The sequence below is a fragment of the Paenibacillus ihbetae genome, from assembly GCF_002741055.1.
Lineage (GTDB): Bacteria > Bacillota > Bacilli > Paenibacillales > Paenibacillaceae > Paenibacillus_AQ > Paenibacillus_AQ ihbetae.
Genome location: NZ_CP016809.1, coordinates 2,610,435 through 2,636,428 on the forward strand (window position 1 = coordinate 2,610,435; position 25,994 = coordinate 2,636,428).

Genomic DNA, 25,994 nt, shown 5'->3' on the forward strand with positions numbered 1-25,994 from the left:
GACTTTATATTTAAGAGCTGCACTTTAGCTCTATCCCATATTACTTGATCGAAATAAATATTCCCTCTTCCTTCATGCCATGAATCCGTTATGCTATGAATAGTATATATGATGAACTATCAAATTCAGCGAAGATATGTTTCAGGAGGACAACGAGATGGCCATTCACTGGATCAAGCCCGATATTGCCGAATGCACCCGCCGGGGCGTCGCCTACTTTACGTCGGAGCTGGAGATGATCAGCGGCCTGCCGTGCAAAATATACCGGATTACCGAGGAATTCGGCAGCCTGTCGGACCATATGCACGACTACTTCCAAATCTGGTACATCAGCCGGGGAGAGTTCGACCACACCCTATTCGGCCAGAAATACCGGATGACCCAGGGCAGCATATTCGTCCTTCCTCCCTACAGCGTGCACAGGGTTGAAATGCTTCCAGGAAAAGAGCTTGAAGTGCTCGGCTGCGAGTTTATGCCCGAGTTCATTAACGAGCATCTGCATGCCCGCACGGAACAATCCGGCGGGTTCGACCAAGCCTTTATCGAGTCGTTCATGGTACCTGAAGACAAAATCCCGCTCAAAATCATGCTCTCCAGCAACAGTGATCTTGCCGTCAGGGAGCTGATGACCGAGATGCTTGCCGAATTCGGGCGGCGAGGCCCCCGCTTTGAGCTGCTGCTTAAGGCGAATCTGCTCAAGCTGCTTGGCATCCTGAGCCGGGAGCTGGAGGAGAACGGGGCCGGCGGATTGACGGGTCCCAACAACCAGTATCGCGAGCCCATTATGGAGTCCATCGAGTTTATCCATAACCATTACGATAAGCCCCTCAGCCTGCAGGAGCTGTGTGCCGTCACGATGATGTCCCGGACGAACTTCTGTCGGCATTTCAAAGAGGTGACCGGCCGCACCTTCAGCCAGTATGTGACCAACTACCGGATCCGCATGGCGATGAGACTGCTCGCGCAGCCCGAGCTGACCGTCACGGAGGTATGCTATAAGGTGGGATTTAACGAGCTGCCCTACTTTTGCCGCGTTTTCAAGAAATATACCGGCACCACCCCGGCTTACTATAAGAAGAACGCCTATTAGATGGCAAGGGTTGTTTTCCTAACCTGAACGATAATCCAATAAATAAACACAATAGTGAAATCCGAACGGATGCAGCACATGATATACTCTGTGCAAGAAATGAATGAAAGTTCAACTCGGCGTCATAATTATGCAGGCCTTACCAAATCCACGATTTTGGAGGAGAACCGATGAACAAAATTACAATTGCCGTCATTGGCTGCGGCACGATTGCGAACAGCGCCCATATTCCCGCCTACATAGCCAACGAAGATGCTGAAATCAAATACTTCTGTGACATTGCCTTGGACCGGGCGGAGGCTGCCGTTTCCAAATATGAATGCGGCCAAGCCGTTTCGGATTACCGGCAAGTGCTGAACGATCCGGAGGTTGACGCTGTATCCATCTGCACACCGAATGACGTTCATGCCTCGATCGCCATCGACAGCCTGCGGGCCGGCAAGCATGTATTATGCGAAAAGCCTGCAGCACGGACCTATGCCGAGGCACTTGAAATGCAGAAGGTTCAGCACGAGACCGGCAAGACGCTCAATATCGGGGTTGTAAACCGCTATAATGAAAGCGTTAACCGTATCAAGAACATGATCCAAAACGGCGAGCTCGGCGAGCTGTACCACGTCTATGCCAGCTTCCGTGCCCACCGCTCCATTCCGGGTCTCGGCGGCGCATTTACGACGAAGGCGATCGCCGGCGGCGGCGCGCTGATCGACTGGGGCGTTCACTTCCTGGATGTCGTCATGTACTGTACCGGCGATCCGAAGCCGCAAACCGTTTCCGGCCAGGCTTACTGCAAGCTCGGCAAGGATATGGAGGATTACACCTTCCTGAAGATGTGGGCAGGTCCGCCGAAATACGATGGCACGTATGACGTCGACGATTTCGTTACAGCCCTCATTCGGACGGAGGGTCCTACGATCTCCTTGAACGGGGCATGGGCGCAAAATATCGGAGCCGAAGAAATGTTCATCGACTTCCTGGGCGACAAAGGCGGCATCCGGCTGAAATACGGGGCGGAGTTCACCTTCTATACCGCGAAGGACGGCGCGCTGCTTGAAACGACGCCGAAGTTCAATATCGGCAACATGTTCCAGAATGAGATCGATGGCTTCATCCGCTCCATCCAGACCGGGGAGAAGCAGCCATCGCATATCGATACGGTCATTCTGTCCTCTCAGATCATCCAGGCGATCTATGATTCGTCCGACAAGGGAGCAGAGGTATCGCTTCAGCCCGTAGCCCAAAGCAGCAACTAACCCAGTTCGAAACGTCAGGGAGGCATAGGCTTAATGAAAAAAATCGGATTTGTCGATCTGCATCTCGACCAGTTCCATGCGAATAAATATCCCGGTTGGATTGAGCAGGCAAGCAACGGAACCATGAAAGTCGTCTGCGCCTACGGCAAACAGGACAAAGAAGGCGGCCTCACCAATGAAGCTTGGTGCAAGGAGAACGGGATCGAGCAGGTGCATTCCATTGAGGAAGTCGTTGAACGAAGCGACTATCTGATCGTTCTGTCCCCGGACAATCCCGAGTACCATGAGGAGCTGTCGCAGCTGCCGCTGGCTTCCGGCAAGCCTACGTATATCGACAAAACGTTTGCGCCTGATCGCAAGACGGCCATCCGTTTGTTCGAGCTGGCCGCGAAGCATGGAACGCCGATGTACTCGACCTCGGCCCTTCGCTTCGCCAGCGAGTATGCCGAGCTTGATTCGGCAGGGATTCAAACGATCAGCAGCTGGGGGCCCGGTGCTTTCTCGAATTATTCCATCCATCAGATCGAACCGATCGTCCAGCTGATGGGCTCGAATCCGAAGCGCGTCATGTTCACCGGAACCGTGGAGTCTCCCGCCCTGCTGATCGACTTCGGCGAAGGACGCCAGGCTGCAGTGAACCACCTCGGGGACAATTGCCCGTTTACGCTAGGTGTCCGTTACGACTCCGGCAGCTTCAAGCAGGCAACGGCGAACTCCAACTTCTTCGGGGCGTTCATCGAGAATCTGGTGCACTTCTTCGAGACAGGCAAGCCTGCGGTCGATCCCGCCGAGACGATTGCCGTCATTACGATCATCGAGTACGGACTGAAGGCATCCACGACGCCGTTTGTTTGGGTGGAACTGCCGGTATTCGCGAACAACTTGCAATAAGGTTTAACGGCATTTCCATCGCCATATAGGGTTCATTACCATCACGGAAAAATAAGAGCTGTTCTTAGGACGCGTCCTCAAGAACAGCTCTTTTCATGTCGTGTAAGGCTCCGTCTGCGCAACTTCGGTCGGTTGGAGAGTCCCCTCCCCCTTACGAGCTATACTTCCTTCCGCTGAAAATAGATAAGACCTGCGAGGAAGAACAGCAGGAACCCGCCGACCACGACCATCATCAGGCTTTCGAACGGCAGATTGAACGCTCCGAAGCCGGCCTGTCCCTGGGGCATCATGGCCAAAAACGGCTGAGCCCATGGATAGTACGGCGCATAGGTTTCCGAATTCGCCACGAGCATATTCGGAATCGTAAACACCACGTTCAGCGCCAGCGGAGCGGCAAAGCTGCTCCAAGCCGTGGACACGCCAAGCTGTAAGGCTGCGAGCGGCAGGCAGGCCACCCAGCCGCCAAGCAGGCTGCGTCCCATCATGTCCCATGGAATCGAAGCGTCGATCCCCTTGATCATCCCTGCTCCCAGCACCGCTGCGAGGAACAGCGCCTGCACGACTGCGAGCAGCAGGCTGACTACGGTAAATTTCGCAAAATATACCGCGCTGCGCGAAACGGGCAGCACCAGCAGCTGCTTCCAGCCTCCGCCCGAATGCTCATACCGGCACACCATTGCGCTGAAGATCCCCGTCATGATGGGCAGAAAGAGCATCGCATGCAGGATGCTCATGATGCCGACCAGCCCTTCCCAAGGCGCGATCGGATTCGAGGACCCTTCCACAATGCCAAGCAGCATAACCAGGGCCGCGCACAGTAGAATCTGCACCCATAGTCTTGACTTCGATAATTTTAGCCACTCGCAGGACACCGCTCTTGTATAGGCCGTCATCTCAATCCACATCCTTCCGGTTAAAATGAATCAGCCCGGCGCAAGCAATGACAACGCCCAGCAGCAGGCCTGCACCGATTACTTTCGCTTCGCCCGGCCCCATATACGCTAGCAGCGGCCACTTGAGCGGCATCCAATTCGGAAATTGGAAGGCGAACATGGACACGACCGATGCCGTAATGCCGATGCTTACCGGCAACCCCTGATTCTTCAGCGTCAGCGACAGCCACAGCTGGAGCGCAAGCATCGGTAGTGCGGCGAACAACTGCACGAAGCCGATCCGCAGCAGATCCAGATACGGCATCTGCTCGGCGCCCATCCCCAGCAGCAGCCCCAAGCCAGCGGTGCCTAGGGTCAGCAGGATACAGGAAACGCACAGAATCAGGAACGCCTGTACGAATTTCGCGCTGAACACGGCCGTTCGTGAAATCGGCAATGCCAGCAGCTGCTTCCAGGAGCTGAGCTGATGCTCGACGTTCGCCATGAGGGAGCAAACCAGCGTGATGCCAAGAAACAGCGCAATCGGCACGAAGAACAGCACGCTCTCCAGCAATCCGCCCCACGGATCATCCGCATAGGACTTCATCAAGTAATCATACCGCAGTCCGAAGTTTAGGCCCTGCATCGCCACCAGCCCGAGCGGTCCCAGCGCGGCGAGAAACCAAATGCCTTTGCCCCGGATTTTCAGCCAATCGGCTGATAGTGCTCGGACCATCATGGCCGGGTTCCCTCCCCTACGATTTGCATGAAGATATCCTCGAGCGACTTCCGCTTTTCCTCGACCCGATAAACCGCATGCCGATTCTCGACCAACCGCTTGACGAGCAGCGCCACCTTGGCATCCTGCATCGATTCCAGCTCGAGCACATGGTTTCTGAGCGAGCCTTCGCAGCCGAGCTCCAGCGCGAGCCGCAGAGCGTCCTCCGGCTCCGACACCGCCAGGCGGAAGCCGCTGGAAGCGGTCCGGATCAGGTTGTCGATCGAATCCTGGAATACCATTCGGCCTTCACGGATAATGCCGACCTTATCGGCCATCTGCTCTACCTCGCCCAGCAGATGGCTGGAGACCAGAACGGTGATGCCGTATTGGCGCGGCATGTTTTTGATCAACTCCCGGATTTCATGGATTCCCGACGGGTCCAATCCGTTTGTCGGTTCATCCAGAATCAGCAGCTCCGGATTGTTCAGCAGCGCAGCCGCAATGCCGAGACGCTGCTTCATGCCGAGGGAGTATCCCTTCACCGGGCGCTTTGCCTCTTTCGTCAGCGAGACGATCTCCAGCACTTCCGCAATACGGGATTTCGGGCTGCCGGTGATCCGGCGGATGGCCTCCAAGTTTTCCACCGCCGTCAAGTGTCCATAATACGACGGGTATTCAACGAGCGAGCCGGTTCGGCGCAAGATGTCCATCTTCTCGCTCTTCAAATCCTTGCCGAATAGATGAATGGCCCCGCGTGTCGGCTGAATCAGCCCGAGCAGCATCCGAATCGTCGTTGTTTTGCCGGCCCCGTTCGGCCCGAGAAAGCCGTAAATGTCACCGCGCGCGATCTCCAGATTCAAGTCCTCGACAGCTGCGCGTTTTTTGTATGTTTTATAAAGTCCCTTTGTTTGAATGACGAGTTCCGTCACGTTCATCACCTCGTAAACCATCGTACTTGGTCAAGGTTAAACGGCGGTCGGGGGCAAGTTTAAATTTTCTTTAAAAAAGCGGATCAGGGCAGAGCGCGCTCCTTGCTTCGTGCAACGATGGATGTTCGGTGGCGGCAATAGAAACCCGTGCAACTACGGCCGCTTCGCTGGCGGCTATTAGAAACCCGTGCAACTACGGCCGCTTCGGTCGCGGATCGTTCTTCCGATCGCTGTTAAATCCGGGAAACCGGGATCATCCTAAACGAGGTTGTTTCCCGGATTTAAAGGCGAACGCTTCGCTTCTCCAGACCGATTCCTCCCCCTTCGCTGGTGCGGCGGATATGAGTTATGCTATCCGGGGTTTCTATGAGTTGCACTCAAACTCTTATTCAGCTGCTCACTCTGCACTTGATCGCATTGTGGGGGATAGGTAGGACAACCACCACCGCTTCGTGTGGTGGTCTTACATTCCTCGTGCAACTCACTGGCAGCTATAGAAAACCCGTGCAACTACGGCCGCTTCGGTCGCGGATCGTTCTTCCGATCGCTGTTAAATCCGGGAAACCGGGATCATCCTAAACGAGGTTGTTTCCCGGATTTAAAGGCGAGCGCTCCGCTTCTCCAGACCGATTCCTCCCCCTCCGCTGGTGCGAGCATATCAGATATGCAACCCGCAAATACCACCCCAATTTTACTGAAACTTCCAATCCCTCGTTAACGTATGTGCACTTAGGGCTTAATCACTGAATGCGTGCTAGCTGACGCTAGCCAACACGATAAGGACATGTTACAGCCTAAGGTCCCGGCTGTGCTTGTTGCTGGTAGTGGTGCGGCTTCTATAGGCACTATAGGCAGGCTATCGTCCTCCGTTCATGGATATATGCCCGACAATTCAATTCGAAATGAGGTCATTCGCATGAAAAAGATTAACTGGCCTGGAGGAACCAAGCTGGACAACGTATCCAATTACGCGACTTTGATCCTGGATGTAATCTTGTATATCCCTCGTTTAATTATGAGATTGTTTTAATAAAGGGAGGGAGGTTTAGCCTTTCCTCGGTAAATGCAGCAGTAAGGTGGCAACCGGCACAAAGAAAAGGACCCGGAAACGTCCGGCTCCTTCCATCGCACCTCGATTATTCGTCTTTCTCGGCTCATACGGCGCTAATGTGTCATCATGATAATCTGCCCGCTCCCGCATCCGCTTGCATGTCAGCGCGGCTTATTTTTTCCACGTAGTCCACTTCAAGCTGGACCTGCTTCGCTCCCGGATAGAGCTCCAGCCCCAGGGTTAGTGCCGCTGCTTCCCGGCTTCCAGATGGTGATCCTCGTTCCTTCGTCGGAGCTCTCCACCTCGCACTTTAATCCCATTTCCTTCGTCAAGAAATCTACAATCGCAAGCCCGATGCCCGCGCCCTTGTTATGGGATTCGCAGTCGAATCCCCGGCCGCGGTCCGAGATGACCAGCGCTCCGGTCTCTCCACCGCCTTCGACTTGGCGTTCCTCGGTGTAAATGCCGATATACTTACCGGATTGGGCATGGCGCACGACATTCTGAAACAGATTGTCGAGCAGCCGCCGGAACCATAATACATCGACATTCCAGATCAGCGGCTCCTCGCGCAGCTCAATGTCGGGCTCGATGCCTGCCTTTTCCCATACCGGATACCAGGCGGCCGCACTCTCCTTGACCAGTCTAAGAACGTCCTTCGCTTCCAGGTTCAGCTGCACTTTGCCGCTCGTGAGCAGATTATAAGACAACAGGTTATCGATTAGTCCCCCCAGATCGCCGATTTTGGCCTCGATAAGGGAGAGCGATTCCTTGCCCTTCCCGCTGAGCGGCTCCCGCTCCAACGAGAAAATATGGCTTCGTATAACCGTCAATGGCGTTCTCAAGTCATGCGACAAGCTTGCAATGAGCGATTTGCGGAGCTCCTCCTCCTCGCGCTGGCGGCGCTGGCCCTCTTCCAGCTGGCCCACCATATCGTTGTAGCCCTCCTCCAGCTGACCGATCTCATCCAGCTTGGTCAACGTGACCGGCTGCGGGATGCCTGTTGCTTCATTCGGGGATGTCATTGCGTTTCGAAGACGAAGCAGCCGCTTGCGGATGCGTACGAAGAACAGCCAGGATACCAGGATGAAGAGACCGGACATGGTCGCCATGAACAAACCGTACAAGGTCGTCTCGCTCGCGATTGGATCCTGTACGCTAATATATTTTCGCGGAATCCGCATCACCATGAAGCCCTCGTCCGCCCCCTCATCCCCGATAAAAGCGACCACCGTAAACGGATCGGCTCCGACGGAATGTTTCATGAATTGCACGATAAACTGGGCGCTCCATATCGCAGGCATATCCTGCTGTACCGGGAGCTCAATCCGCTTTTCGCCATCGCTGTCCACCCACAGCATTTGAATTTCGGGATAATCCTGCCGCAGCGATTTCAGCCGCTGCTCGATCTCCTCCGGCGATGCGCCCTTTAATTGGGCAGCTTCCTGGTGCCACATTTTCTCCAGTACGGCCCCATTCTCATATTTTTTGTCGGGATGCGGCGGCGCGTCTATGATTGTGTTGGCGACGAACCAGTAGAACACGGAGGCGAGCGGGAACAAGATCGGCATGAAAATCATGGCCACCGAAATGAGCAGCAGATACCGATTCGTCAGGGATTTGCGAAACCGCCCCTTCGCTCTCCACCCTTTCATGCCTTCACCCGGTAGCCGAGCCCGCGGACCGTCTCGATAATTTCCGGGGACGCCGGGTCCCGCTCCAGCTTCTCGCGCAGGTAACGGATATGGACCATCAACGTCTTGTCCCCCTCGATATAAGACTCACCCCATACCGATTCATAGATCTGCTCCTTGGTCATGACGCGCCCCTGATGCTGAAGCAGGTACATAAAAATTTGATACTGCTTGCCGGTCAGCAAAATCTCCTCCCCGGTATCTTCATTGACAATCCGGTTCTCGCCCTCATAAACCGTCAAATGCTTGACCCTCACCGGCTCGGCGGATTGTACAGCAGAACGGCGCAGCAGCACCTCGACCCTTGCCGCCAGCTCGTCCGGATGGAAGGGCTTGGTCAAGTAGTCGTCCGCGAACTCCAGCCCCTGGAGCTTGTCGTCGATGGACGTTCTGGCCGACAACATCAGAATCGGCAATTCGGGGTACGCCTTTTTCAGCCGTTGTCCCACCGTAAACCCGTCGAGCCCCGGGAGCATCACGTCCAAGACGACAACCGCGCATGGGGCAGCTTCTTCCACTGCCTTTTCTCCGCTCTGCAGCCATTTCACCCCATAGCCCTTTTCCTTCAAAAAGTCACTCACCCATCCGCCGATCTCCCGGTCATCCTCGATATATAAAATACTTGCGCTCATGGATATATATCTTCCTTTCCGCCACCAAAATGTCTGCCATGCTTCTTCCATCCGCTAACATGCGGGTGCAGCGATTATTTCCTCCGGCACCTGTCTTTGTCATTGTAACACGTAAAAAAGGAAGAGCTACACCTGCTGCCCCTTACGACCGTTCCTGCTCATAGTGGGCGATGAGCCGCCTCGCCTTATCCCGAATCAAATCCACCATTTCCTGAGGCTCGATGACCTTCGCTTCGGTTCCAAACCGGACAAACACATCGGCTATATATTCAAAATCACTGCGGTCTACCGTCACGTCGACAACGCCGCGGTGCTCTTCGAGCATAACCACCTCATCCTCCAGCCATGGGATGCTCTCGCATTGCCTGGCCCCCTCCCTGGTGAGCTCCGCATACAAGCGGACCGGCTGACGGATCGGGTATTCCTGGAGCCATTCCTCCAGCGTCATATCTAGTTCCCCTGACCGATCCAACGGAGTCCATGACTCGACCCGGTCCGCCCGAAACAAACGGGGCTCTTCCGTCTCCCCCTCGGCGGCCAGCATGTACCACAGACCATCGCGGGCATACACGCCGATCGGCTGGATTTCCCGGTCGCTCATACGGTTCTTCGAGCGGTACCCGATCCTCACAACGCGCCGGTAAAGAGCCGCTTCGATCATTTCCTTCAGAAACGGAGACCCCGCCGTTCGGCGCGGACTCCAAAAGGCCAGCACGGATTCCAAGCGGCTGATCATCTCCTTGGCATCCTCGGGGAAACCGGCCAGCAGCTTCCGGGCGGCCGAATCCATGTTCAGCTCGAATGGCAGCGACCGATAGCGCTTCAAAGACTGGAAGGCAAAGAAGATCGCAAACACCTCATCCTCATCAAACAGCACCGGCGGAAGAACTCGGCTGCTGAGCGTACGGTAGCCTCCATTACGCCCCTGCTCGGTATATAAGGGCACGCCCATATCGCTGATTTCGGTCAAGTAACGGTGCGCCGTGCGCACCGAAACGCCAAATTCATCGGCGACCTCCTGGGCGGTAAAGCTTCGTTTGGCATTGACGTACAGAATGATGTCCATCAACAGTTTGGCTTTAGACACCGCTTGCTCCTCCTTTTCGCTCTTGCCGATAAGCAGCTTTTGCCAATAAATAGCTCTGGCCAATAAATAGCTCTGGCCAATAAGTAGACAAATACTGTCATGTTTATAAGATATGCTATTCCCGTAAGCAGGTCAAAAAAGACAGTTACCCGAAAGGAGAAGGAATCATGAGCTCAGACATGAACTCGGGCATGAAATCAGACAGCAATTCAAACACGAAATTGGGCATGAATTCAGACAGCAACCTGAACACGAAATCGAGCATGCGTTCGGACATGATTACCGACAAGAGCGCCCCCTCAAATCCAAACCATGTCATTCGCGTTATCGGTGCCAAGAATAAAAATTTGCGCAGCGTCAGCCTCGACATCCCCAAAAAGCGGATTACCGTGTTCACGGGCGTATCCGGCTCCGGCAAATCTGCCCTCGTCTTCGATACGATTGCCGCCGAGTCGCAGCGCCAGATGAATGAGACCTATTCCAGCTTTATCCGGCACCGCCTTCCGGGATACGGGGAACCGGATGTCGAATCGATCGAGCATCTATCCGCCGCGATCCTGATCAATCAAAAGCGGATCGGCGGCAACGCCAGGTCCACCGTCGGAACGGCTACGGACATCCACGCATTGCTGCGGCTGTTGTTTTCACGGATCGGCCAGCCTTTCGTCGGGCACTCGGACGTCTTCTCCTTCAACAATCCGCAAGGGATGTGTCCGCGCTGCGAAGGGCTTGGCAAAGTCAACGTCATCCGGATCGATCGCCTGATCGACCAAGAAAAATCGCTGAATGAAGGGGCCATCCGCTTCCCGACCTTCCGGCCCGGCGATTTCCGCTGGAAGCGGTATACGGCCACGGGACTATTCGACAACGATCGGAAGCTGAAGGATTACAGTCCGGAAGAGTGGGACCTGCTCCTGTACAAATCGGGATTCAAGCCGCCGAACCCGACGCCGGAATGGCCGCCGACCGCTTATTATGAAGGCATCATTCCGCGGATCGAACGATCATTTTTAAGCAAGGACTCCCGGGACTCGCATTTGTACAGGGAAGCGATCAACGACGTAGCCCCCCGCTCGGTCTGCCCTGAATGCCGGGGAGGCAGGCTTAATCAGGAAGTGCTGTCCTGCAAAATCAACGGCTTTTCCATCGCCGACTGTTCACGGATACAAGCGGATGAGCTGATTGCATTTTTGCGGAATATTCGCGAGGCGGAGGCAGCTCCGATCGTGAATGCCTGTATAACCCGGCTGGAACAGCTGAAGCTGGTCGGAATCGGGTACCTGTCCATGGATCGTGAGACCGGTACATTGTCGGGCGGAGAGTCGCAGCGCATCAAAATGGTCCGGCAGCTCGGAAGCAGCTTAACCGATCTCACCTACATTTTCGACGAGCCGAGCACCGGTCTTCACCCTCATGATGTCCATAACATGAACAAGCTGCTGCTCCAGCTTCGCGACAAGGGCAATACGCTGCTCATCGTGGAGCATGATCCGGATGTCATCCGGTTGGCCGACCACATCGTGGACATGGGGCCCGGGTCCGGCGTTGCCGGCGGTACGATCGTTTACGAAGGAGATTACGAAGGACTTCTGGGGTCCGGCACCCTGACCGGGAAGCATCTTCGGCAGCGGGCATCGTTAAAGGAGCAGGTCCGGGAACCCTCCGGATGGCTCACGATATCGAACGCCGCCCTGCACAATCTGCGCGGCGTCACGGTTCGGATCCCCACCGGGGTGCTGACGGTTGTCACCGGCGTCGCCGGTTCGGGCAAAAGCACATTGATCAACCACGTGCTCCCGCAGTGCTATCCGGAAACGGTGATCGTCGATCAGGACGCCATCCATGCCTCGAACCGTTCCAATATTGCCACATTTACCGGCATTTTCGACCCGATCCGGAAGCTGTATGCTGCAGCCAACCATGTCAGCGCATCCCTGTTCAGTTTTAACGCCAAGGGCGCCTGCCCTGCCTGCAGCGGTGCCGGAACGATCACGACCGATCTCGCCTTTATGGATCAGCTGGTCACCGTCTGTGAAGCATGCGGGGGCCGCCGTTTCCGCGATGACGTTCTGCAGTACCGCCTTCGCGGCAGAGACGTCAGCGAGGTGCTGGCGATGTCGGTTGACGAGGCGCTGGCCTTCTTCCCGGAGGAGGACATCCGCCCCGCCCTGCAGCGCCTGCACGATACCGGCCTCGGCTATATGACGCTGGGCCAGCCGCTCAGCACATTGTCGGGCGGCGAGCGGCAGCGGGTCAAGCTGGCGGCGGAGCTGGACAAGCACGGCAAGATCTATGTACTCGATGAACCATCGACGGGGCTGCATTTGTCCGACTGCGAGAAGCTCGTATCGGTTATCGATCGGCTGGTGGAGCAAGGAAGCACCGTCATCGTCATCGAGCATAATCTCGATATCATCCGCCAGGCGGATTGGATCATTGATCTCGGCCCCGGCGCGGGTTCGGACGGGGGGCGGCTGCTGTTCTCCGGCAAGCCGAGGGATCTGTTCATGTGCAAAGACTCCTTAACCGCAAGATATCTAGAAGCGTACCGTTAATAGCAAGTCACGAAGGTATCCGGAAATTGCAAGCATTTAAAAAGACCCCCGAGCCTCTTCTTACGCAGGCTCGGGGGTCTTGCTGCAGCTATTTTTGTCGCTTTCCTGACGGCCGCTACTCCAATACAGCGGTTGTATACGGCGGCAGCGTTAAGCTTGATCCGTTTAATGCCGAGCGGTCATCCGTCGTTTTGGCCAGCGCTTTGAACAGATCGCCGCCGCTCGTTCCCGCCAGCTCCACACGCTGCTCCTTGCCGGACAGATTGTGGACGACTAGCGCTTTACTGTCGTTCGTCCGGCGAACGTAAGCCATCACGCTCTCGTTGCCGGAGGCAAACGATTCGATCGTTCCCCGATTTAGCGCCGGCATTTCATGGCGCCATGCGATCAAGGTACGGTAGCGGGACAACAAGGAACCCGGATGGTCCGTCTGCTGGACCACCCCTTCGACCTGATCGCCCCGGTTATGCTTGAGCGGCTCCCAAGTGGTCTGTCCCTTGTCGCTGCCTGTATTGGACCAGATCATCGGCTCGCGGATCTGTTCATCCGGTTTCGCTCCCAGCATACCGATTTCCTCACCGTAGTAAATAAACGGGTTGCCCGGCATGGTGAGCAGAATGCCCGCAGCCATCTTCGCATGATCCAAATTGCCGTTCAGCTGGGTCATAACACGATTCATGTCATGGTTGGTCAGAAAAGCCGCATCCGAAAATGAGCCTCCCGACACCTTGCTGAACAAGCCATATGTCCGCTCCAGCGTGAAGGCCAGATTGTTATCCTTCTCATTCGTCACGGCCCCGATCATGCTTTCGCCGAGACCGAAATTAAATCCCGAATCAAATGCCTTATCCAGATACGGTGCAATTACGGCCGCCGAATTGTCCCAAATCTCCCCTACAATGTAGGCGTCCGGGTTCACCTCGTTCATGCGGCTGCGGAACTCCTGCCACCAAGCGGTATTTTTGGCTGTCGTGGCCTCGCCCTTGTCGGACATCAGATCCTCATAAATATGCTTGGCCGCATCGATGCGGAAGCCGTCTGCCCCCATCTCCAGCCAGTAGGCTCCAATATCCTTCATCTCTTCCCTGACCTTGGGATTGTCAAAGTTCAGGTCCGGCATGCCGCCCCAGAACGTCCCCATGTAATGGGCTCCGTTTAACTCATGCCAAGGGGTGCCGCTGCCGGCTGCGCTCGAGCCTGTCGGCTTCTTGCCTTGGTCCTCGGCCCATACATACCAATCCCGGTTCGGCGAATTCGGAGCGGCGGCTGCCTCCTTGAACCATGGATGCTCCGTGCTTGTATGGTTGACGACCAGGTCCATGATGACCTTGATTCCGCGCTTTTCCGCCTCGGCCAGCAGCGCTTTGAAATCCTCCAGCGTTCCGTAGTCCGGATGGATGGCCCGGTAGTCCGTCACATCGTATCCGTGATAGCTGGGCGAAGGATTGATCGGCATGAGCCAGATGCCGGTGACCCCCAAATCATCGGTCGTGTCCGGATTGCCGTCGTTTAGATAATCCAGCTTCTCGATAACGCCCCGCAAGTCGCCGACACCGTCCCCATCCGAATCATAGAAGGATCGCACAAAAATTTCGTAATACACATCGGACGGCTGTTCATCCACCTCCGCCTGCGCGGACTGGGATGGGCTCGTGCCAGCTTCTTGCCCCGGCTCTTGGGCAGACTCCGACTTGCCGGCATTCTGCCCTTGCTCTTGTCCGGTCTGTGCCGTGGATCCGGCTTCTTCCTGTGCCGAAGTCCCGCCGCTGCCGCTGCAGCCGGCAAGCAGAGCACTTACAAGCGCCGCGCAGCTCAACCACACGGCCCAAGACCGCCTGCTGCTCCATTGCTTCATCATCTTCGCTTCCTCCTGTATTGTCGTTATTTTTAAAGTTAGAGCTCTTATCGGAAATCGCTCATAACAACGCGCAAACGTTTGAATTTAATTTCCTAACATTTACCAATAAAACGGTTACAATTCTCGAATCCAAATGCTGAATTTTCTTTCGTTACCCAGCCTGACTATCCCTCTGTGCTTATATCCATTTTATGAAAATGCCCCAACTCCCCTTATCATACCTTACTTCACGGAATTGTTAAATCGTTTGCACAAGACCGAATTATGCTGTTTTAGGTTGTTTTTTCATAATAAAACGGGGTTTTCTTCCGGTATCTGCCGATATCTTTATTTTTGTTGCGTTTGTGAATAATTGCGCTCGGTCGATCCGGATACGTATTTACAAGCATTTCGATTAACGTTAATATTACAGTGTGAAACCGTTTAAAGTATTGCATGAATACGGCTTATTATCAGCTTGAACCTTGTATAATTGGGGCCTTACAGACCCAACATGGAAATGAAGAGGTGCACCGCGGCTCGCGCAAGAGCAGTTCATTCTGTTCTAGAAACAGCGGCTGCCCTTTTCTTGTTTTCAAAAAAACGCAAACGGTTCCACTGGAGGTCCTATTATGTCTGTGACGATTAAAGATGTCGCTAAACGAGCGGGCGTATCCCCCTCTACCGTCTCAAGGGTGCTGTCAAATCACCCGAGAATCAGCCGCGAAACCTCGCGGAAGGTCAGAGACATTATGGAGGAAATGGGCTACCACCCCAATATTATGGCAAAAAGCCTTGTTTCCAAAACAACGGAAAGCATATGTGTCATCCTTCCCAAACCGGCTGAAGAGCTGTTTCTCAACCTGTTCTTCATGGAGCTGATCCGCGGGATCGTCGCCCAAGCGAACCGCTCGGGGTACGATGTCCTGATCAGCTCGGGCGGCAATGAGAAGGAAGAGGTCGAAGCGGTATCGCGGCTTCTGAACGGCCGCCGCGTCGATGGCGCGATTCTGCTGTATTCCCGGCAGGACGATGCCGTAGTCGATTTCCTGAAATCCAACGATTATCCGTTCGTGCTGGTCGGACGCAGCGAGAAGTATCCGGATCTGCTGTCGGTCGATACGGATAACGTCCAGGCGGCGTATGATGCGACGAAGCATCTGATCTCCCTGGGCCATAAACGGATCGGCTTTGTCAGCGGTCCGCCTAACCTGATCGTGTCCCAGGACCGGATGAAGGGCTATGGCAAAGCACTCGCCGATGCCGGACTCGACATGCGGAAGGAGTGGGTTGTCGAAGGCGAGTTCCTCCAGGAAAGCGGCTATCGCGCCATGTCCTTTTTCATGAATCTGCCGGAGCGCCCAACCGCCCTTGTAATCGTCGACGATATTGTGGCGTTCGGCGTGCTTCGGGGCCTGCACGAGCTTGGCTACAAGGTTCCCGAGGACGTATCGATCATCAGCTTTAACAACATTTCGCTGACCGAGCTGTCGACACCACCGCTGAGCAGCGTGGACATCGGGATTTACAACCTAGGCTATACCGCTTCACAGGCGCTGATCCAGTCGATCCGCCACGATGACGAGACGGTTCTGCCCCATCGCTATATCATCCCGCATCGCTTGATGATCCGGGAGTCATCGATGTACTCGATGCCGAAATCATAAGCCAGGCGGCTGCTTTGCCGTCAGGCCACCAACATTTTTGTAAAATAAAGAAGCCCTCAAGTGCTTCCTTTATTTTTGACGTTTGGTTCAAACGTTTGCACTAATTCGCATTTCAACGATTTTATGCAAGAGGAGGAATTGTATGTCACCCATCACCGCATGCTTATTCGACCTGGACGGCGTCTTGGTTGATACGGCCAAATACCACTACATCGCATGGAAGCGCCTTGCCGGAAAGCTTGGATTTGAATTCACGGAGCAGGACAACGAGCGACTGAAGGGCGTAAGCCGGATGGCTTCCTTGGACATCCTGCTTGAGATTGGCGGGCTTTCTCCGGATGAGGAGACCAAACAGGACCTTGCCGCGAAAAAGAACGCCTGGTACGTGGAGTATATCTCCTCCATGGATGCCTCGGAAATTCTGCCAGGCGCGCTGGAGTTCATTCAGTCGCTGAAGGAGCGCGGCATAAAGGTCGCGCTGGGGTCCGCCAGCAAGAACGCGATGCTCATTCTGAACAACACGGGGCTCACTCCCTACTTCGATGCCATTATCGACGGCACGAAGACCCAGCAGGCTAAGCCGGACCCGGAAGTCTTCACGCTCGGCGCCCGGGAGCTTGGCGTACCGCCTGAGAGCTGCGTCGTATTCGAGGATGCCGAGGCTGGAGTCGAGGCCGCCATCCGGGCCGGCATGCGCTGTGTCGGCATCGGATCCCCGGAAACCTTGGGGCGCGCCAATCTGGTAATCTCCTCACTCGAAGGCTTTACGGTGGACCGTCTGCTCGGATTGCAGGAGACGTAAAGTTGCTCTCCCCCCGATCTCCGGCAGCGATCATCCATATATTTTTTGCATTAGCAACCATTTTCCTAAAATCAAAAGGAGCCGATGATTGTGAAACAATATTTAAAGCTTGATGAATGGTCAATTATTGAAGAGGGCTTTGACCCGCATACGCATGAAATTTCGGAAAGTATTTTCAGTATCGGCAACGGCTTTATGGGCCAGCGCGCCAACTTCGAGGAGTCCTACAGCGGCTGCTCCCTGCAGGGCAGCTACATGGCCGGCGTATATTACCCGGATAAGACCCGCGTCGGCTGGTGGAAGAACGGCTATCCCGAATATTTTGCCAAAGTGCTGAACAGTACGAACTGGATCGGGATCGGCATAGAAGTTGACGGCACGCCGCTCGATCTGGCCAAGTGCACGGTGAAGGACTTCGTCCGCGAGCTGAACATGAAGGAAGGCTACCTCTCCCGCCGCTTTACCGCGCGTATGGAGGACGGCAAGGAATTAAAGGTGGAAGCCATCCGTTTCGTTAGCATCGTGCGCCACGAGATCGGGGCCATCCGCTACAAAGTAACGCCTCTGAACTTCAGCGGCGAACTGACGATCACCCCGTACCTCGATGGGGATGTGAAGAACAAGGATGCCAACTATGACGAGAAATTTTGGCTGGAAGTGTTCAAGGAAGCTTCCCAGGGCTCTGCGGCGCTGACGGTCAAAACCAAAAAGCTCGATTTCCACGTCACTTCCGTCATGTCCTATGATATTGTGAAAAACGGCGAGAAGCTGAACCTGCAAGCGGAATTGGTGGAGAAGGAAAAATATGCGGCGAACCGCCTGCGCGTTCAGATCGCTCAGGATGACGAGGTCACCGTCTATAAATATGTCGCTAACGTAACGTCCCGCAACCACGGGCTCGGCGAGCTGCTTGACGCAGCCCGTTCGGTGCTGGCGCCAGCGGCCCAGGCCGGCTTCGAGCAATTGCTCAAGGAGCAGGCTGACGCCTGGGGCGATAAATGGAAAGAGAGCGATATCGTCATTGAAGGCGATGTGGCGGCACAGCAGGCGATCCGCTTTAACATTTTCCAATTGAACCAGACATACAGTGGCGAGGATGACCGCCTGAATATCGGTCCGAAGGGCTTCACCGGCGAGAAGTACGGCGGCAGCACGTATTGGGATACCGAAGCTTACTGCCTGCCGTTCTACCTGAGCACGGCCGATGCAAGCATCTCCCGGAATTTGCTCATCTACCGTTACAAGCATCTGGAAAAAGCAAAGGAAAACGCCAAGAAGCTCGGCTTCACGAAGGGCGCGCTCTATCCGATGGTCACCATGAACGGTGAAGAATGCCACAACGAATGGGAAATTACGTTCGAAGAGATTCACCGCAACGGCGCGATTGCTTATGCGATTTATAACTATGTCAACTACACCGGCGACCTGTCGTACCTGGGCCAATACGGGCTTGAAGTTCTCGTGGAAATTTCCCGTTTCTGGGAGGAGCGCGTCAATTACGTGCCTGCGAAGGACCGTTATATGATTCTGGGCGTTACCGGCCCGAACGAGTATGAGAACAACGTGAACAACAACTGGTACACGAACCGGATCGCCAGCTGGACGCTGGAGTATACGCTGGACGTACTGGCCTACGTCAAGGAGAACGAAGCCTCCCGCTATGCCGAGCTGATCGATAAATTGGAGCTCGAGGACAGCGAAACCTCCAAGTGGCAGGACATCATCAGCAAAATGTATTATCCCGAGGATCCGGAGCGCGGCATTTTCCTGCAGCAGGACGGATTCCTGGATAAGGAGCTGGTTCCGGTCAAGGAGCTTGATCCTTCGCACCTGCCGCTGAATCAGAACTGGTCCTGGGACCGGATCCTGCGTTCGGTTTACATCAAGCAGGCCGATGTTCTGCAGGGTCTGTTCTTCCTGGGCGATCGGTACGATCTGGAGACCAAGCGCCGCAATTTCGACTTCTATGAGCCGTTCACCGTACACGAATCCTCCCTCTCCCCTTGCGTGCATGCGATACTCGCCTGCGAGCTCGGGTATCAGGAGAAGGCATACGAGATGTATTTGCGCACGGCGCGCCTTGATCTCGACAACTATAACAACGATACGGAAGACGGCTGCCATACGACCAGCATGGCAGGCACGTGGATGTCCGTCGTGCATGGCTTCGGCGGCCTGCGCGTGAGAGACGGCGTTCTTCATCTGAATCCGTTCATTCCGGGCCACTGGGCCTCCTTCTCGTTCAAGGTGATGTTCCGCGGATCCCGCCTGAAGGTTCAGGTGAACGATAAGGAAACGATCATCGTTAACGAGACTGACACGCCTGCCGTGCTGAACGTCAGCGGCAAGGAATACAGCATTGCCGGCCGTGGCGAGGTAAGAGCGCCGAGAGCTTGATCATTGGAGGTCCGACTGATTGTAGGACTTGCTGGCGCTTAAGACGGCACTAGGATTTACTATACCCGGCCACTGAACCATCATTACACATTACAGACCAAAGAAAGACGCTCCGCCATCGATATGCGGAGCGTCTTTCTGTATATAAACGGATCGTTCGCCTTACCGCAGGCACGCTAGGAAAGAATGCGTTTTGACTAAGGCTGAGACTGAGACTATGTAAAACCGTGATGATCAGGTTAAGCCGCCAGGTTAGCTTCGGTTAAATGAGCTGAGGCTCCGGACCGCATGGGGGCCGGTGGGACGGCTTCCCGAATAGATATCCTTGCGACAGCTCGATTCCGATTTCCCGGCAGAAATGGAATTCCTCCCGCCTTTCAATTCCTTCGGCAAGCACCATCGCTCCGAATTCGTGGGCCATATGGGTAATGGTCACAAGCTGTCTTTGCTGGGTTGGATTCCGATCACAGCCGTCGATGAGGCTTCGGTCTATCTTGACATAATCCGGTTTCAGCTTGATCATTTGCTCCAATGTGGAATAGCCTGCCCCTACGTCATCCATCGCTACCGAAATTCCGTGGTTGCGGTAAGCCTCGAAGATCGATTGCAGATGCTCCACATCATCGACTTTCTCGGTTTCCACCACCTCGAATACGAAATCCCCGGGATCAAGCTCAAGTCGTTCAATCGTATGAAAGGTATGGTGCAAGCACATCTGGGCGTCGTAAATCGATGACGGGAGGAAATTCACGAAGCGCTTCACGCCCTTCGGAAGCCATTGTGCGCTGGTTTCAATCGCAGACGTTCTTGCCGCTTGGTCCAGAAAAGCTTGCAAGCCGGTCTTGCGGGCCGTTTCGAACAGCTCATGCGGCTTAAACGGAATTCCGCCCTCAAGCGGACGCAGTAGAAATTCATAGGCAACAATTTGCTCGGACGGATCCACGATCGGCTGCATATAACTCGTAAATTCTTTATGTAATATAACGTTCATCATATCATAATGCTCCATCTGCAGCTCAAACCTCTGCATCGGCGTCCAAATATGCCGGGTCTTCGGAGCTTCCCCCCCGGTAACGCAGAAGGACAGCTCATTACATAGATTTCGCGGAAGGGATTGCAGACACTCCATAATGGAGATCAGATCGGAACGTTCCTTATAATTCACAGCACAACTCTCATTGTGTTCTTGCACCGTGTAGCCGTTCTGCGCAAGCAAGTGCACAAGCTCTTGCCGAGCAGGCTTCATATGAACGGTTCTTCCTTGGCCCTCAATCGGTTCAAAGGTGCTGCAATTGTCGCAAATCATGTTCGTCCTCCTTGGCAAGCTAGCTCTCACTATGCTTTATCGGCATTTAGAATATGATTTCTTTGCATTTTATGGATTTCTATCAAACTTATGACCTAATTTTACTGTTTATGCGTAATATCCGTGTTAAAAGCGACTCATGATCCAGCAAAAATCGACAATAATTGCCGATAACAACTGAAATGCGATGACTGCGCCCAAGGAATCGCACCTTTAATCCGCTTTCTTATGAAGAAGCTGAAGCCGCATGGTTTGCTCCACGTCAAAATGCCACCGGGCTTTTCGCTCTTTCGCCGCATACATCGCCGCATCCGCACGGCCGATCAGCTCCTGATCATCCTTGGCATGATCGGGATAGACCGCAATCCCGATGCTCGGCGAGGTATAGATTTGGGCTCCTTCCAGCTCATAGGGGTCGCTCAGCATCGTCCAGATATCCTCCGCCATCCAGATCAGCTCCTGATCCTCTCCGGCCGGATACAGCATAACCGTAAATTCATCGCCGCCGAGCCGGGATACGATTACGCCCCTCGACTCCAGCGAATGAAGGCGCTGCGCCACCTTCTGGATCAGCAAATCCCCCGCACGGTGCCCGTACTTGTCATTCACCCGTTTAAACCGGTTCAAGTCCATATACAGCAGCCCGACGCGGAAACCGGCCCGATCCGCTTCGCTCAAGGCTTCCGACAGCCTGGCGTTAAAATAACGACGATTATACAGGCCTGTCAAATCGTCGCGGTGCGCGAGCGATTCGCTCTTCTGCAGGCTGACATGCAGCCTTTCGAACAAGCGGTCATTCTCGACCTGGATCAGGATCTGCCGGATCAAGATGAGAATGAAGCAGAGGGTCAAGCCGGTAAACAGACCGCTCCATCCCCCGAACCGATGGGCCATCAGGGCAAACATTCCGCCAAGGACGCTGTAGGGCAGCATGTATCTTACGATCAAGGTGCCTGCCGGCCACGGGTTCTTCTCGGATAGGGATCTCCTCCCCTTCCGAGGCGGCGATTGTCCTCCCGCAAAGCCGATGAAAAATGCGGAGAGGCTGTGCAGGGGATCTACATACAGGTCTGCTCTCATATTCATGAAGCTGTCAAGAAAGATCCGAAGGGCATCTCCCAGCACGAATGCGCCTCCGCCCAGGCATAGGAAGATAACCGACCGCTTGCGCAGCTGCCTGGTGTTAAAATACACCACCAGCGTAAAGAACATCAGTACGATTCCGCACAGCGGATAAAGCATCGCTCCCCCGGCAGACCTCCAGACGGTGTCCGTTCCGCCCGCCAGCTCCGGCTTGATGAGATACTCCCAGCCGACCGTGATCAGGGTTACCGCAACAATGACGATGTCCAGGGTAAACCGAATGCCCCGCAGCGGACCCTGCACCTGCCTAAACAAATAAATCAGAGCGCCGGCGAACAGGAATGCTTCCAAGCTCCAGAACAGGTCTGCCAGCCGGATCGAGCCGCCAAACGTCCCTCCTGCCCATTCATCACCCGCATACAGGATGCGCCCGATGGCATCGCCGGCCAATCCGGCTGCAATCAGAAGCCAAAACCTGCGAAGATGGCCTTGCTCATACCGACTGCCGATCACCCGGATCAAATAAGCGAATGCGGCTGCAGGCGCCATAACAGCTAGTATGCGGTGAAGCATTAAAGTCTCCGGCATCCATAAGGCCAATATCCATTGAATCAATGCGTATCCAATCGCAAGCCGAATATATAAGGAATCGGATGGAGCCGGGCTCATACATATCCCTCCCTGAAACAAAAGGTAGGCTTGGTCGTTCATGATGAATAGGTCTTTTGAATTAAAGCGTTTCCATATCCAATCATACTTTTAGCCTGAGGAAAAGTAAAGAAAAGAAGCGCCAGCAATTGGATACTCATAGGCATATAGGCCGCGCCGGGGTCGTTATTTGCGGAAGGGTCCCGGGTTGGAAGTCACCCAATTCCCACTTGACACATGGGGTTTATGTAGTATTATTCTTTCATATCAACGTAGCTTTGGTTACATATCTCAGCATATTTTTATGGGAGGGGTTCTTGTATTATGGGACAAAGACGATTGGACCATGTAGGCATAGTTGTAAGGGATCTGGAAGCAACGATCGCTTTCTATACGAAGGTGGTCGGTCTTGAGCTCAAGGACCGTCTGACGCACACGAACGGGGTCATCCAGCTGGCTTTCCTCGGCTTTAACGGCAGCGATGAAACGGAGGTCGAGCTGATTCAAGGATACAGCGACTCCCTTCCCGCGGAGGGAACGGTGCATCACTTTGCCGTCAGCACGGACGACATCGAAGCGGAATATGCACGGGTGAAGAAGCTGGACGTTCCGCATCTGGATGAGGAAATCGTCACGCTGCCGAACGGATACCGTTATTTCTTCGTATACGGTCCGGAAGGCGAATGGATTGAATTTTTCCAGCGCTAACAGGTCTCAGGTTGCCTGCATATCGAGGCTGATATGGGCCGCCTGGATCACCAGGGTCTCTCGCGGACAGGGCAGAACCATTACCCGGCGGCCTATATCGGCTTGGAAATCGCCTTCAGGCATGGGCATTCCCGTACTGGACAGGTGCTTCCGGTAGGTCTATAATAACGGAAGTACAACCCGTAACTTCATAAATTCATAAATACCGGGGGAGCTGGAATCGGCCGGCTGAGAGTGTATCCCATACAGATACTGACCCTTATACCTGATCTGGGTAATGCCAGCGTAGGAAGCCAGAGGATTGCGGCTGTTTATTAGCCGCAGTATATACTTACGCCGTCATGCGCTCCGATACGATCGGGGCGTTTTTTGTTATGAAGTGAATACGGAAAATAGTAGACATATAAGGAGAGGAGAAACACGATGAAACAACGTACATGGCTCTCTCTGCTGCTTGCCTGCGTCCTGCTTCTGGTCGCTTCAGGCTGCGGGGCAAGCGGCCAAAGCGGCGGCAGCGCGCCCGGCAAGCAAGAGGCTGGCGGAGAAGGAGAACAGCCGGCCAAGCTCCGCGATGTTCAATTGATGCTTGACTGGTCGGCGAACACGAACCACACCGGATTATATGCGGCCAAGGAGCTCGGATACTATGAGGAGGAAGGGCTGAACGTACAAATTGTACAGCCGGGCTCCGGGGGAACCGATGCGATGGTCGCTTCCGGCAACGTACCGTTCGGCATCAGCTACCAGGAGGGCGTAACGCTGGCCCGGACGCAGGGCCTGCCGCTGGTTTCGATCGCAGCCATCATTCAGCATAATACGTCCGGATTCGCCGCACCGAAGGATCGGGGCATCCAGAAGGCCGCCGATTTTGAAGGGAAGTCCTACGGGGGCTGGGGCTCTCCGATTGAGGAAGCCGTCATGAAATCCATCATGGAAATCGATGGAGCCGACGTTAACAAGGTCAACATCGTGAACATCGGAGACGCCGATTATTTTACGGCGGTCAAGCGGGATATTGATTTCGCCTGGATCTATTATGCCTGGACAGGCATTGAAGCCCAGCTTCGCGGCGAGCCGCTGGACATGATCTACGTGAAGGAATATTCTGAACAGCTGGATTATTATACGCCGGTCATCGTAACGAACGAGAAGCTGATCGCGGATGACCCGGAGCTTGTCAAAGCGTTCATGCGCGCAACCTCCAAAGGCTATCAATACGCGATAGAACATCCGGAAGATGCCGCGGCACTGCTGTCGAAGGCTGTTCCCGACCTGGATGCCGAGCTGGTGCTGGAAAGCCAGAAGTGGCTCAGCCCGCGCTATCAAGATGACGCGCCGCGCTGGGGCGAGCAGAAGGCCGAGGTTTGGTCCGGATATGCCGACTGGATGTTTGAGCGTAAGCTGCTGGAGAAGGAATTGGACGCGGACCGCGCGTTTACGAATGAATTTTTGCCTGATAAATAGGAATAGCAAGCCCCGCGGCTTCACAGGGCTGCTTCGAATCTCATCTGCGTGAAGCTTTGCGGCCGTGCAGAGCCGTGCAGATGAGATCCACCATAAACGAAAGGACGAGAGACTCATGGCGAATACACTGCTGAGCATTCAAGTCATCCCGCGTACGCCGGACGGCGGCGACAGCATCCCTTATGTGGATGAAGCCATCAAGGTAATCCAGGATTCCGGCGTCAAATACGAGGTCCATGCTTTGGAAACGACGATGGAAGGCGAGCTGTCCGAGCTGCTCCGCATCGTGGAGCGAATGCATGAAGCGCTGGTGAAAGCCGGGAGCCCGAGCATCATCTCCCAAGTTAAAATCGCACATCATCCGCAGGGCATCAGCATGGACAAGCTTACGGAGAAATACCGTCCATGAAAAGCTGGTGGAGCTCGATATGGCCGCCCGTCGTGGCGGTCCTCTTCTTTTTGATCGTGTGGCAGGCTGCGGTCTGGATGTTCGATATCGAAAAATTCATCCTGCCTGCGCCGACGGCTATCGGGCATGAAGCCATCTCCGGGGCCTCGGGACTTATGGAGCACACCTGGGCTACCCTGAAGCTAACCGTGATCGGATTTGCCATCGGAACCGGGATCGGACTCCTGCTCTCTTTGGCACTGCACAGGGTCCCTTTTCTCAAAACAGCCCTGTATCCGCTTCTCATCTTAAGCCAGAACGTGCCGACCATCGCGTTGGCCCCGCTCCTCATGATCTGGTTCGGGTTCGGCATGCTGCCGAAGGTCATCGTCATTACGCTCGTTTGCTTCTTCCCCGTAGCCGTAGCGGCCCTCGACGGGCTGGCACGGACCGACCGCACGATGATGAATTATATGCAGATGACGGGTGCGACGCCATGGCAAATCTTCGCGAAGCTGGAGCTCCCGCACGCGCTGCCCTCCATCTTCTCCGGGATTCGGATCGCGGCCACGTATTCGGTCATGGGAGCGGTCATCGGGGAATGGATCGGGTCTGACCGGGGCATCGGCTATTATATGATGCTGCAAAAATCCGGTTACCGGACCGATCGCGTCTTCGTGGCCATTCTGGTTATCGTGCTGCTCAGCCTGCTCATGGTAGGCGTTATCACCCTATTGGAGAAACGGCTGATCCGCTGGAACCGGAAGCATTAATTCGCATGGCTCGGCCATGTTCATATTCTCTCTTCATAAGTCAAGCTGAACGATTGAAGCCGGGAGGCGGAGCAAGCTCGTGGATAATTCCAGTTGCATCACCGCTGCTCCCATGCTTGGAATGGTTCTTTCGGATAGGGGATACA

Annotated in this window: 20 protein-coding genes and 1 riboswitch; of the genes, 11 read left to right on the plus strand and 9 right to left on the minus strand. The window is 54.7% G+C overall.

The window, feature by feature from the left end:
• Window positions 1–157 precede the first annotated feature (157 nt).
• The 3 genes from BBD41_RS11735 to BBD41_RS11745 all read left to right on the plus strand — a co-directional run bounded on the left by BBD41_RS11735 (window position 158) and on the right by BBD41_RS11745 (window position 3,234).
• The gene (locus BBD41_RS11735; protein WP_099477699.1) at window positions 158–1,090 is read left to right on the plus strand and encodes an AraC family transcriptional regulator; all 933 of its coding nucleotides are present in this window, start codon (window positions 158–160) and stop codon (window positions 1,088–1,090) included.
• Window positions 1,091–1,260: 170 nt separating this feature from the next.
• Window positions 1,261–2,343: a Gfo/Idh/MocA family protein gene (locus tag BBD41_RS11740; protein ID WP_099477700.1), complete on the plus strand. Its 1,083-nt coding sequence runs from the start codon at window positions 1,261–1,263 to the stop codon at window positions 2,341–2,343.
• Between the two features lie 33 nt (window positions 2,344–2,376).
• The gene (locus tag BBD41_RS11745; RefSeq protein ID WP_099477701.1) at window positions 2,377–3,234 is read left to right on the plus strand and encodes a Gfo/Idh/MocA family oxidoreductase; all 858 of its coding nucleotides are present in this window, start codon (window positions 2,377–2,379) and stop codon (window positions 3,232–3,234) included.
• Window positions 3,235–3,392: 158 nt separating this feature from the next.
• Here the strand turns inward: BBD41_RS11745 and BBD41_RS11750 are convergent, their stop codons facing one another.
• The 6 genes from BBD41_RS11750 to BBD41_RS11775 all read right to left on the minus strand — a co-directional run bounded on the left by BBD41_RS11750 (window position 3,393) and on the right by BBD41_RS11775 (window position 10,220).
• Complete coding sequence (locus BBD41_RS11750; protein WP_077570000.1) at window positions 3,393–4,127, minus strand: ABC transporter permease; 735 nt, start codon at window positions 4,125–4,127, stop codon at window positions 3,393–3,395.
• 1 nt (window position 4,128) lies between these two features.
• On the minus strand, window positions 4,129–4,845 hold the full coding sequence (locus tag BBD41_RS11755; protein WP_099477702.1) for an ABC transporter permease: 717 nt from the start codon (window positions 4,843–4,845) through the stop codon (window positions 4,129–4,131).
• Window positions 4,842–5,756, minus strand: coding sequence for an ABC transporter ATP-binding protein (locus BBD41_RS11760; protein ID WP_077570002.1), 915 nt, complete (start codon window positions 5,754–5,756; stop codon window positions 4,842–4,844). The genes BBD41_RS11755 and BBD41_RS11760 overlap by 4 nt, the downstream gene beginning before the upstream one ends.
• A gap of 1,245 nt (window positions 5,757–7,001) precedes the next feature.
• Window positions 7,002–8,462: a sensor histidine kinase gene (locus BBD41_RS11765; RefSeq protein ID WP_077570006.1), complete on the minus strand. Its 1,461-nt coding sequence runs from the start codon at window positions 8,460–8,462 to the stop codon at window positions 7,002–7,004.
• Entirely contained in the window at window positions 8,459–9,133 is a 675-nt protein-coding gene (locus BBD41_RS11770) for a response regulator transcription factor (protein WP_099477703.1), read from the minus strand. The genes BBD41_RS11765 and BBD41_RS11770 overlap by 4 nt, the downstream gene beginning before the upstream one ends.
• Before the next feature lie 142 nt (window positions 9,134–9,275).
• The gene (locus BBD41_RS11775) at window positions 9,276–10,220 is read right to left on the minus strand and encodes a helix-turn-helix transcriptional regulator (protein WP_099480575.1); all 945 of its coding nucleotides are present in this window, start codon (window positions 10,218–10,220) and stop codon (window positions 9,276–9,278) included.
• A 167-nt stretch (window positions 10,221–10,387) separates the two neighbouring features.
• On the opposite strand from BBD41_RS11775, the gene BBD41_RS11780 reads away from it, so the two are divergent.
• Window positions 10,388–12,775, plus strand: a complete 2,388-nt coding sequence (locus BBD41_RS11780) for an ATP-binding cassette domain-containing protein (RefSeq protein WP_099477704.1) — start codon at window positions 10,388–10,390, stop codon at window positions 12,773–12,775.
• Window positions 12,776–12,890: 115 nt separating this feature from the next.
• Here BBD41_RS11780 and BBD41_RS11785 read toward each other — a convergent pair whose 3' ends face one another.
• Window positions 12,891–14,633 carry an alpha-amylase family glycosyl hydrolase gene (locus tag BBD41_RS11785; RefSeq protein WP_099477705.1) on the minus strand — a complete coding sequence of 581 codons (1,743 nt, stop codon included), beginning with the start codon at window positions 14,631–14,633 and terminating at the stop codon, window positions 12,891–12,893.
• A 611-nt stretch (window positions 14,634–15,244) separates the two neighbouring features.
• Here BBD41_RS11785 and BBD41_RS11790 point away from each other — a divergent pair.
• From BBD41_RS11790 to BBD41_RS11800, 3 genes are all read left to right on the plus strand, one after another.
• The gene (locus tag BBD41_RS11790; protein WP_077570010.1) at window positions 15,245–16,279 is read left to right on the plus strand and encodes a LacI family DNA-binding transcriptional regulator; all 1,035 of its coding nucleotides are present in this window, start codon (window positions 15,245–15,247) and stop codon (window positions 16,277–16,279) included.
• A 142-nt stretch (window positions 16,280–16,421) separates the two neighbouring features.
• Window positions 16,422–17,081, plus strand: coding sequence for a beta-phosphoglucomutase (gene pgmB / locus BBD41_RS11795; protein WP_099477706.1), 660 nt, complete (start codon window positions 16,422–16,424; stop codon window positions 17,079–17,081).
• Between the two features lie 90 nt (window positions 17,082–17,171).
• A complete protein-coding gene (locus BBD41_RS11800) occupies window positions 17,172–19,478 on the plus strand; it encodes a glycoside hydrolase family 65 protein (RefSeq protein WP_099477707.1) in 2,307 nt (768 codons plus the stop codon).
• 262 nt (window positions 19,479–19,740) lie between these two features.
• On the opposite strand, the gene BBD41_RS11805 is transcribed toward BBD41_RS11800, so the two are convergent.
• Both BBD41_RS11805 and BBD41_RS11810 read right to left on the minus strand, forming a co-directional pair.
• Window positions 19,741–20,784 (minus strand): EAL domain-containing protein, encoded by a 1,044-nt coding sequence (locus BBD41_RS11805; RefSeq protein WP_077570013.1) that lies wholly within the window; start codon window positions 20,782–20,784, stop codon window positions 19,741–19,743.
• A 213-nt stretch (window positions 20,785–20,997) separates the two neighbouring features.
• A complete protein-coding gene (locus BBD41_RS11810; RefSeq protein ID WP_099477708.1) occupies window positions 20,998–22,536 on the minus strand; it encodes a GGDEF domain-containing protein in 1,539 nt (512 codons plus the stop codon).
• A gap of 303 nt (window positions 22,537–22,839) precedes the next feature.
• Between BBD41_RS11810 and BBD41_RS11815 the strand changes: the two genes are divergently transcribed.
• From BBD41_RS11815 to BBD41_RS11830, 4 genes are all read left to right on the plus strand, one after another.
• Entirely contained in the window at window positions 22,840–23,223 is a 384-nt protein-coding gene (locus BBD41_RS11815) for a VOC family protein (protein WP_099477709.1), read from the plus strand.
• 197 nt (window positions 23,224–23,420) lie between these two features.
• Window positions 23,421–23,532: riboswitch (TPP riboswitch) on the plus strand.
• Between the two features lie 114 nt (window positions 23,533–23,646).
• Window positions 23,647–24,687, plus strand: a complete 1,041-nt coding sequence (locus BBD41_RS11820) for an ABC transporter substrate-binding protein (RefSeq protein ID WP_099477710.1) — start codon at window positions 23,647–23,649, stop codon at window positions 24,685–24,687.
• Window positions 24,688–24,802: 115 nt separating this feature from the next.
• Window positions 24,803–25,096 carry a thiamine-binding protein gene (locus tag BBD41_RS11825; protein WP_077570017.1) on the plus strand — a complete coding sequence of 98 codons (294 nt, stop codon included), beginning with the start codon at window positions 24,803–24,805 and terminating at the stop codon, window positions 25,094–25,096.
• Entirely contained in the window at window positions 25,093–25,848 is a 756-nt protein-coding gene (locus BBD41_RS11830; protein WP_077570018.1) for an ABC transporter permease, read from the plus strand. Before BBD41_RS11825 ends, BBD41_RS11830 begins: the two co-directional genes overlap by 4 nt.
• Window positions 25,849–25,994 lie beyond the last annotated feature (146 nt).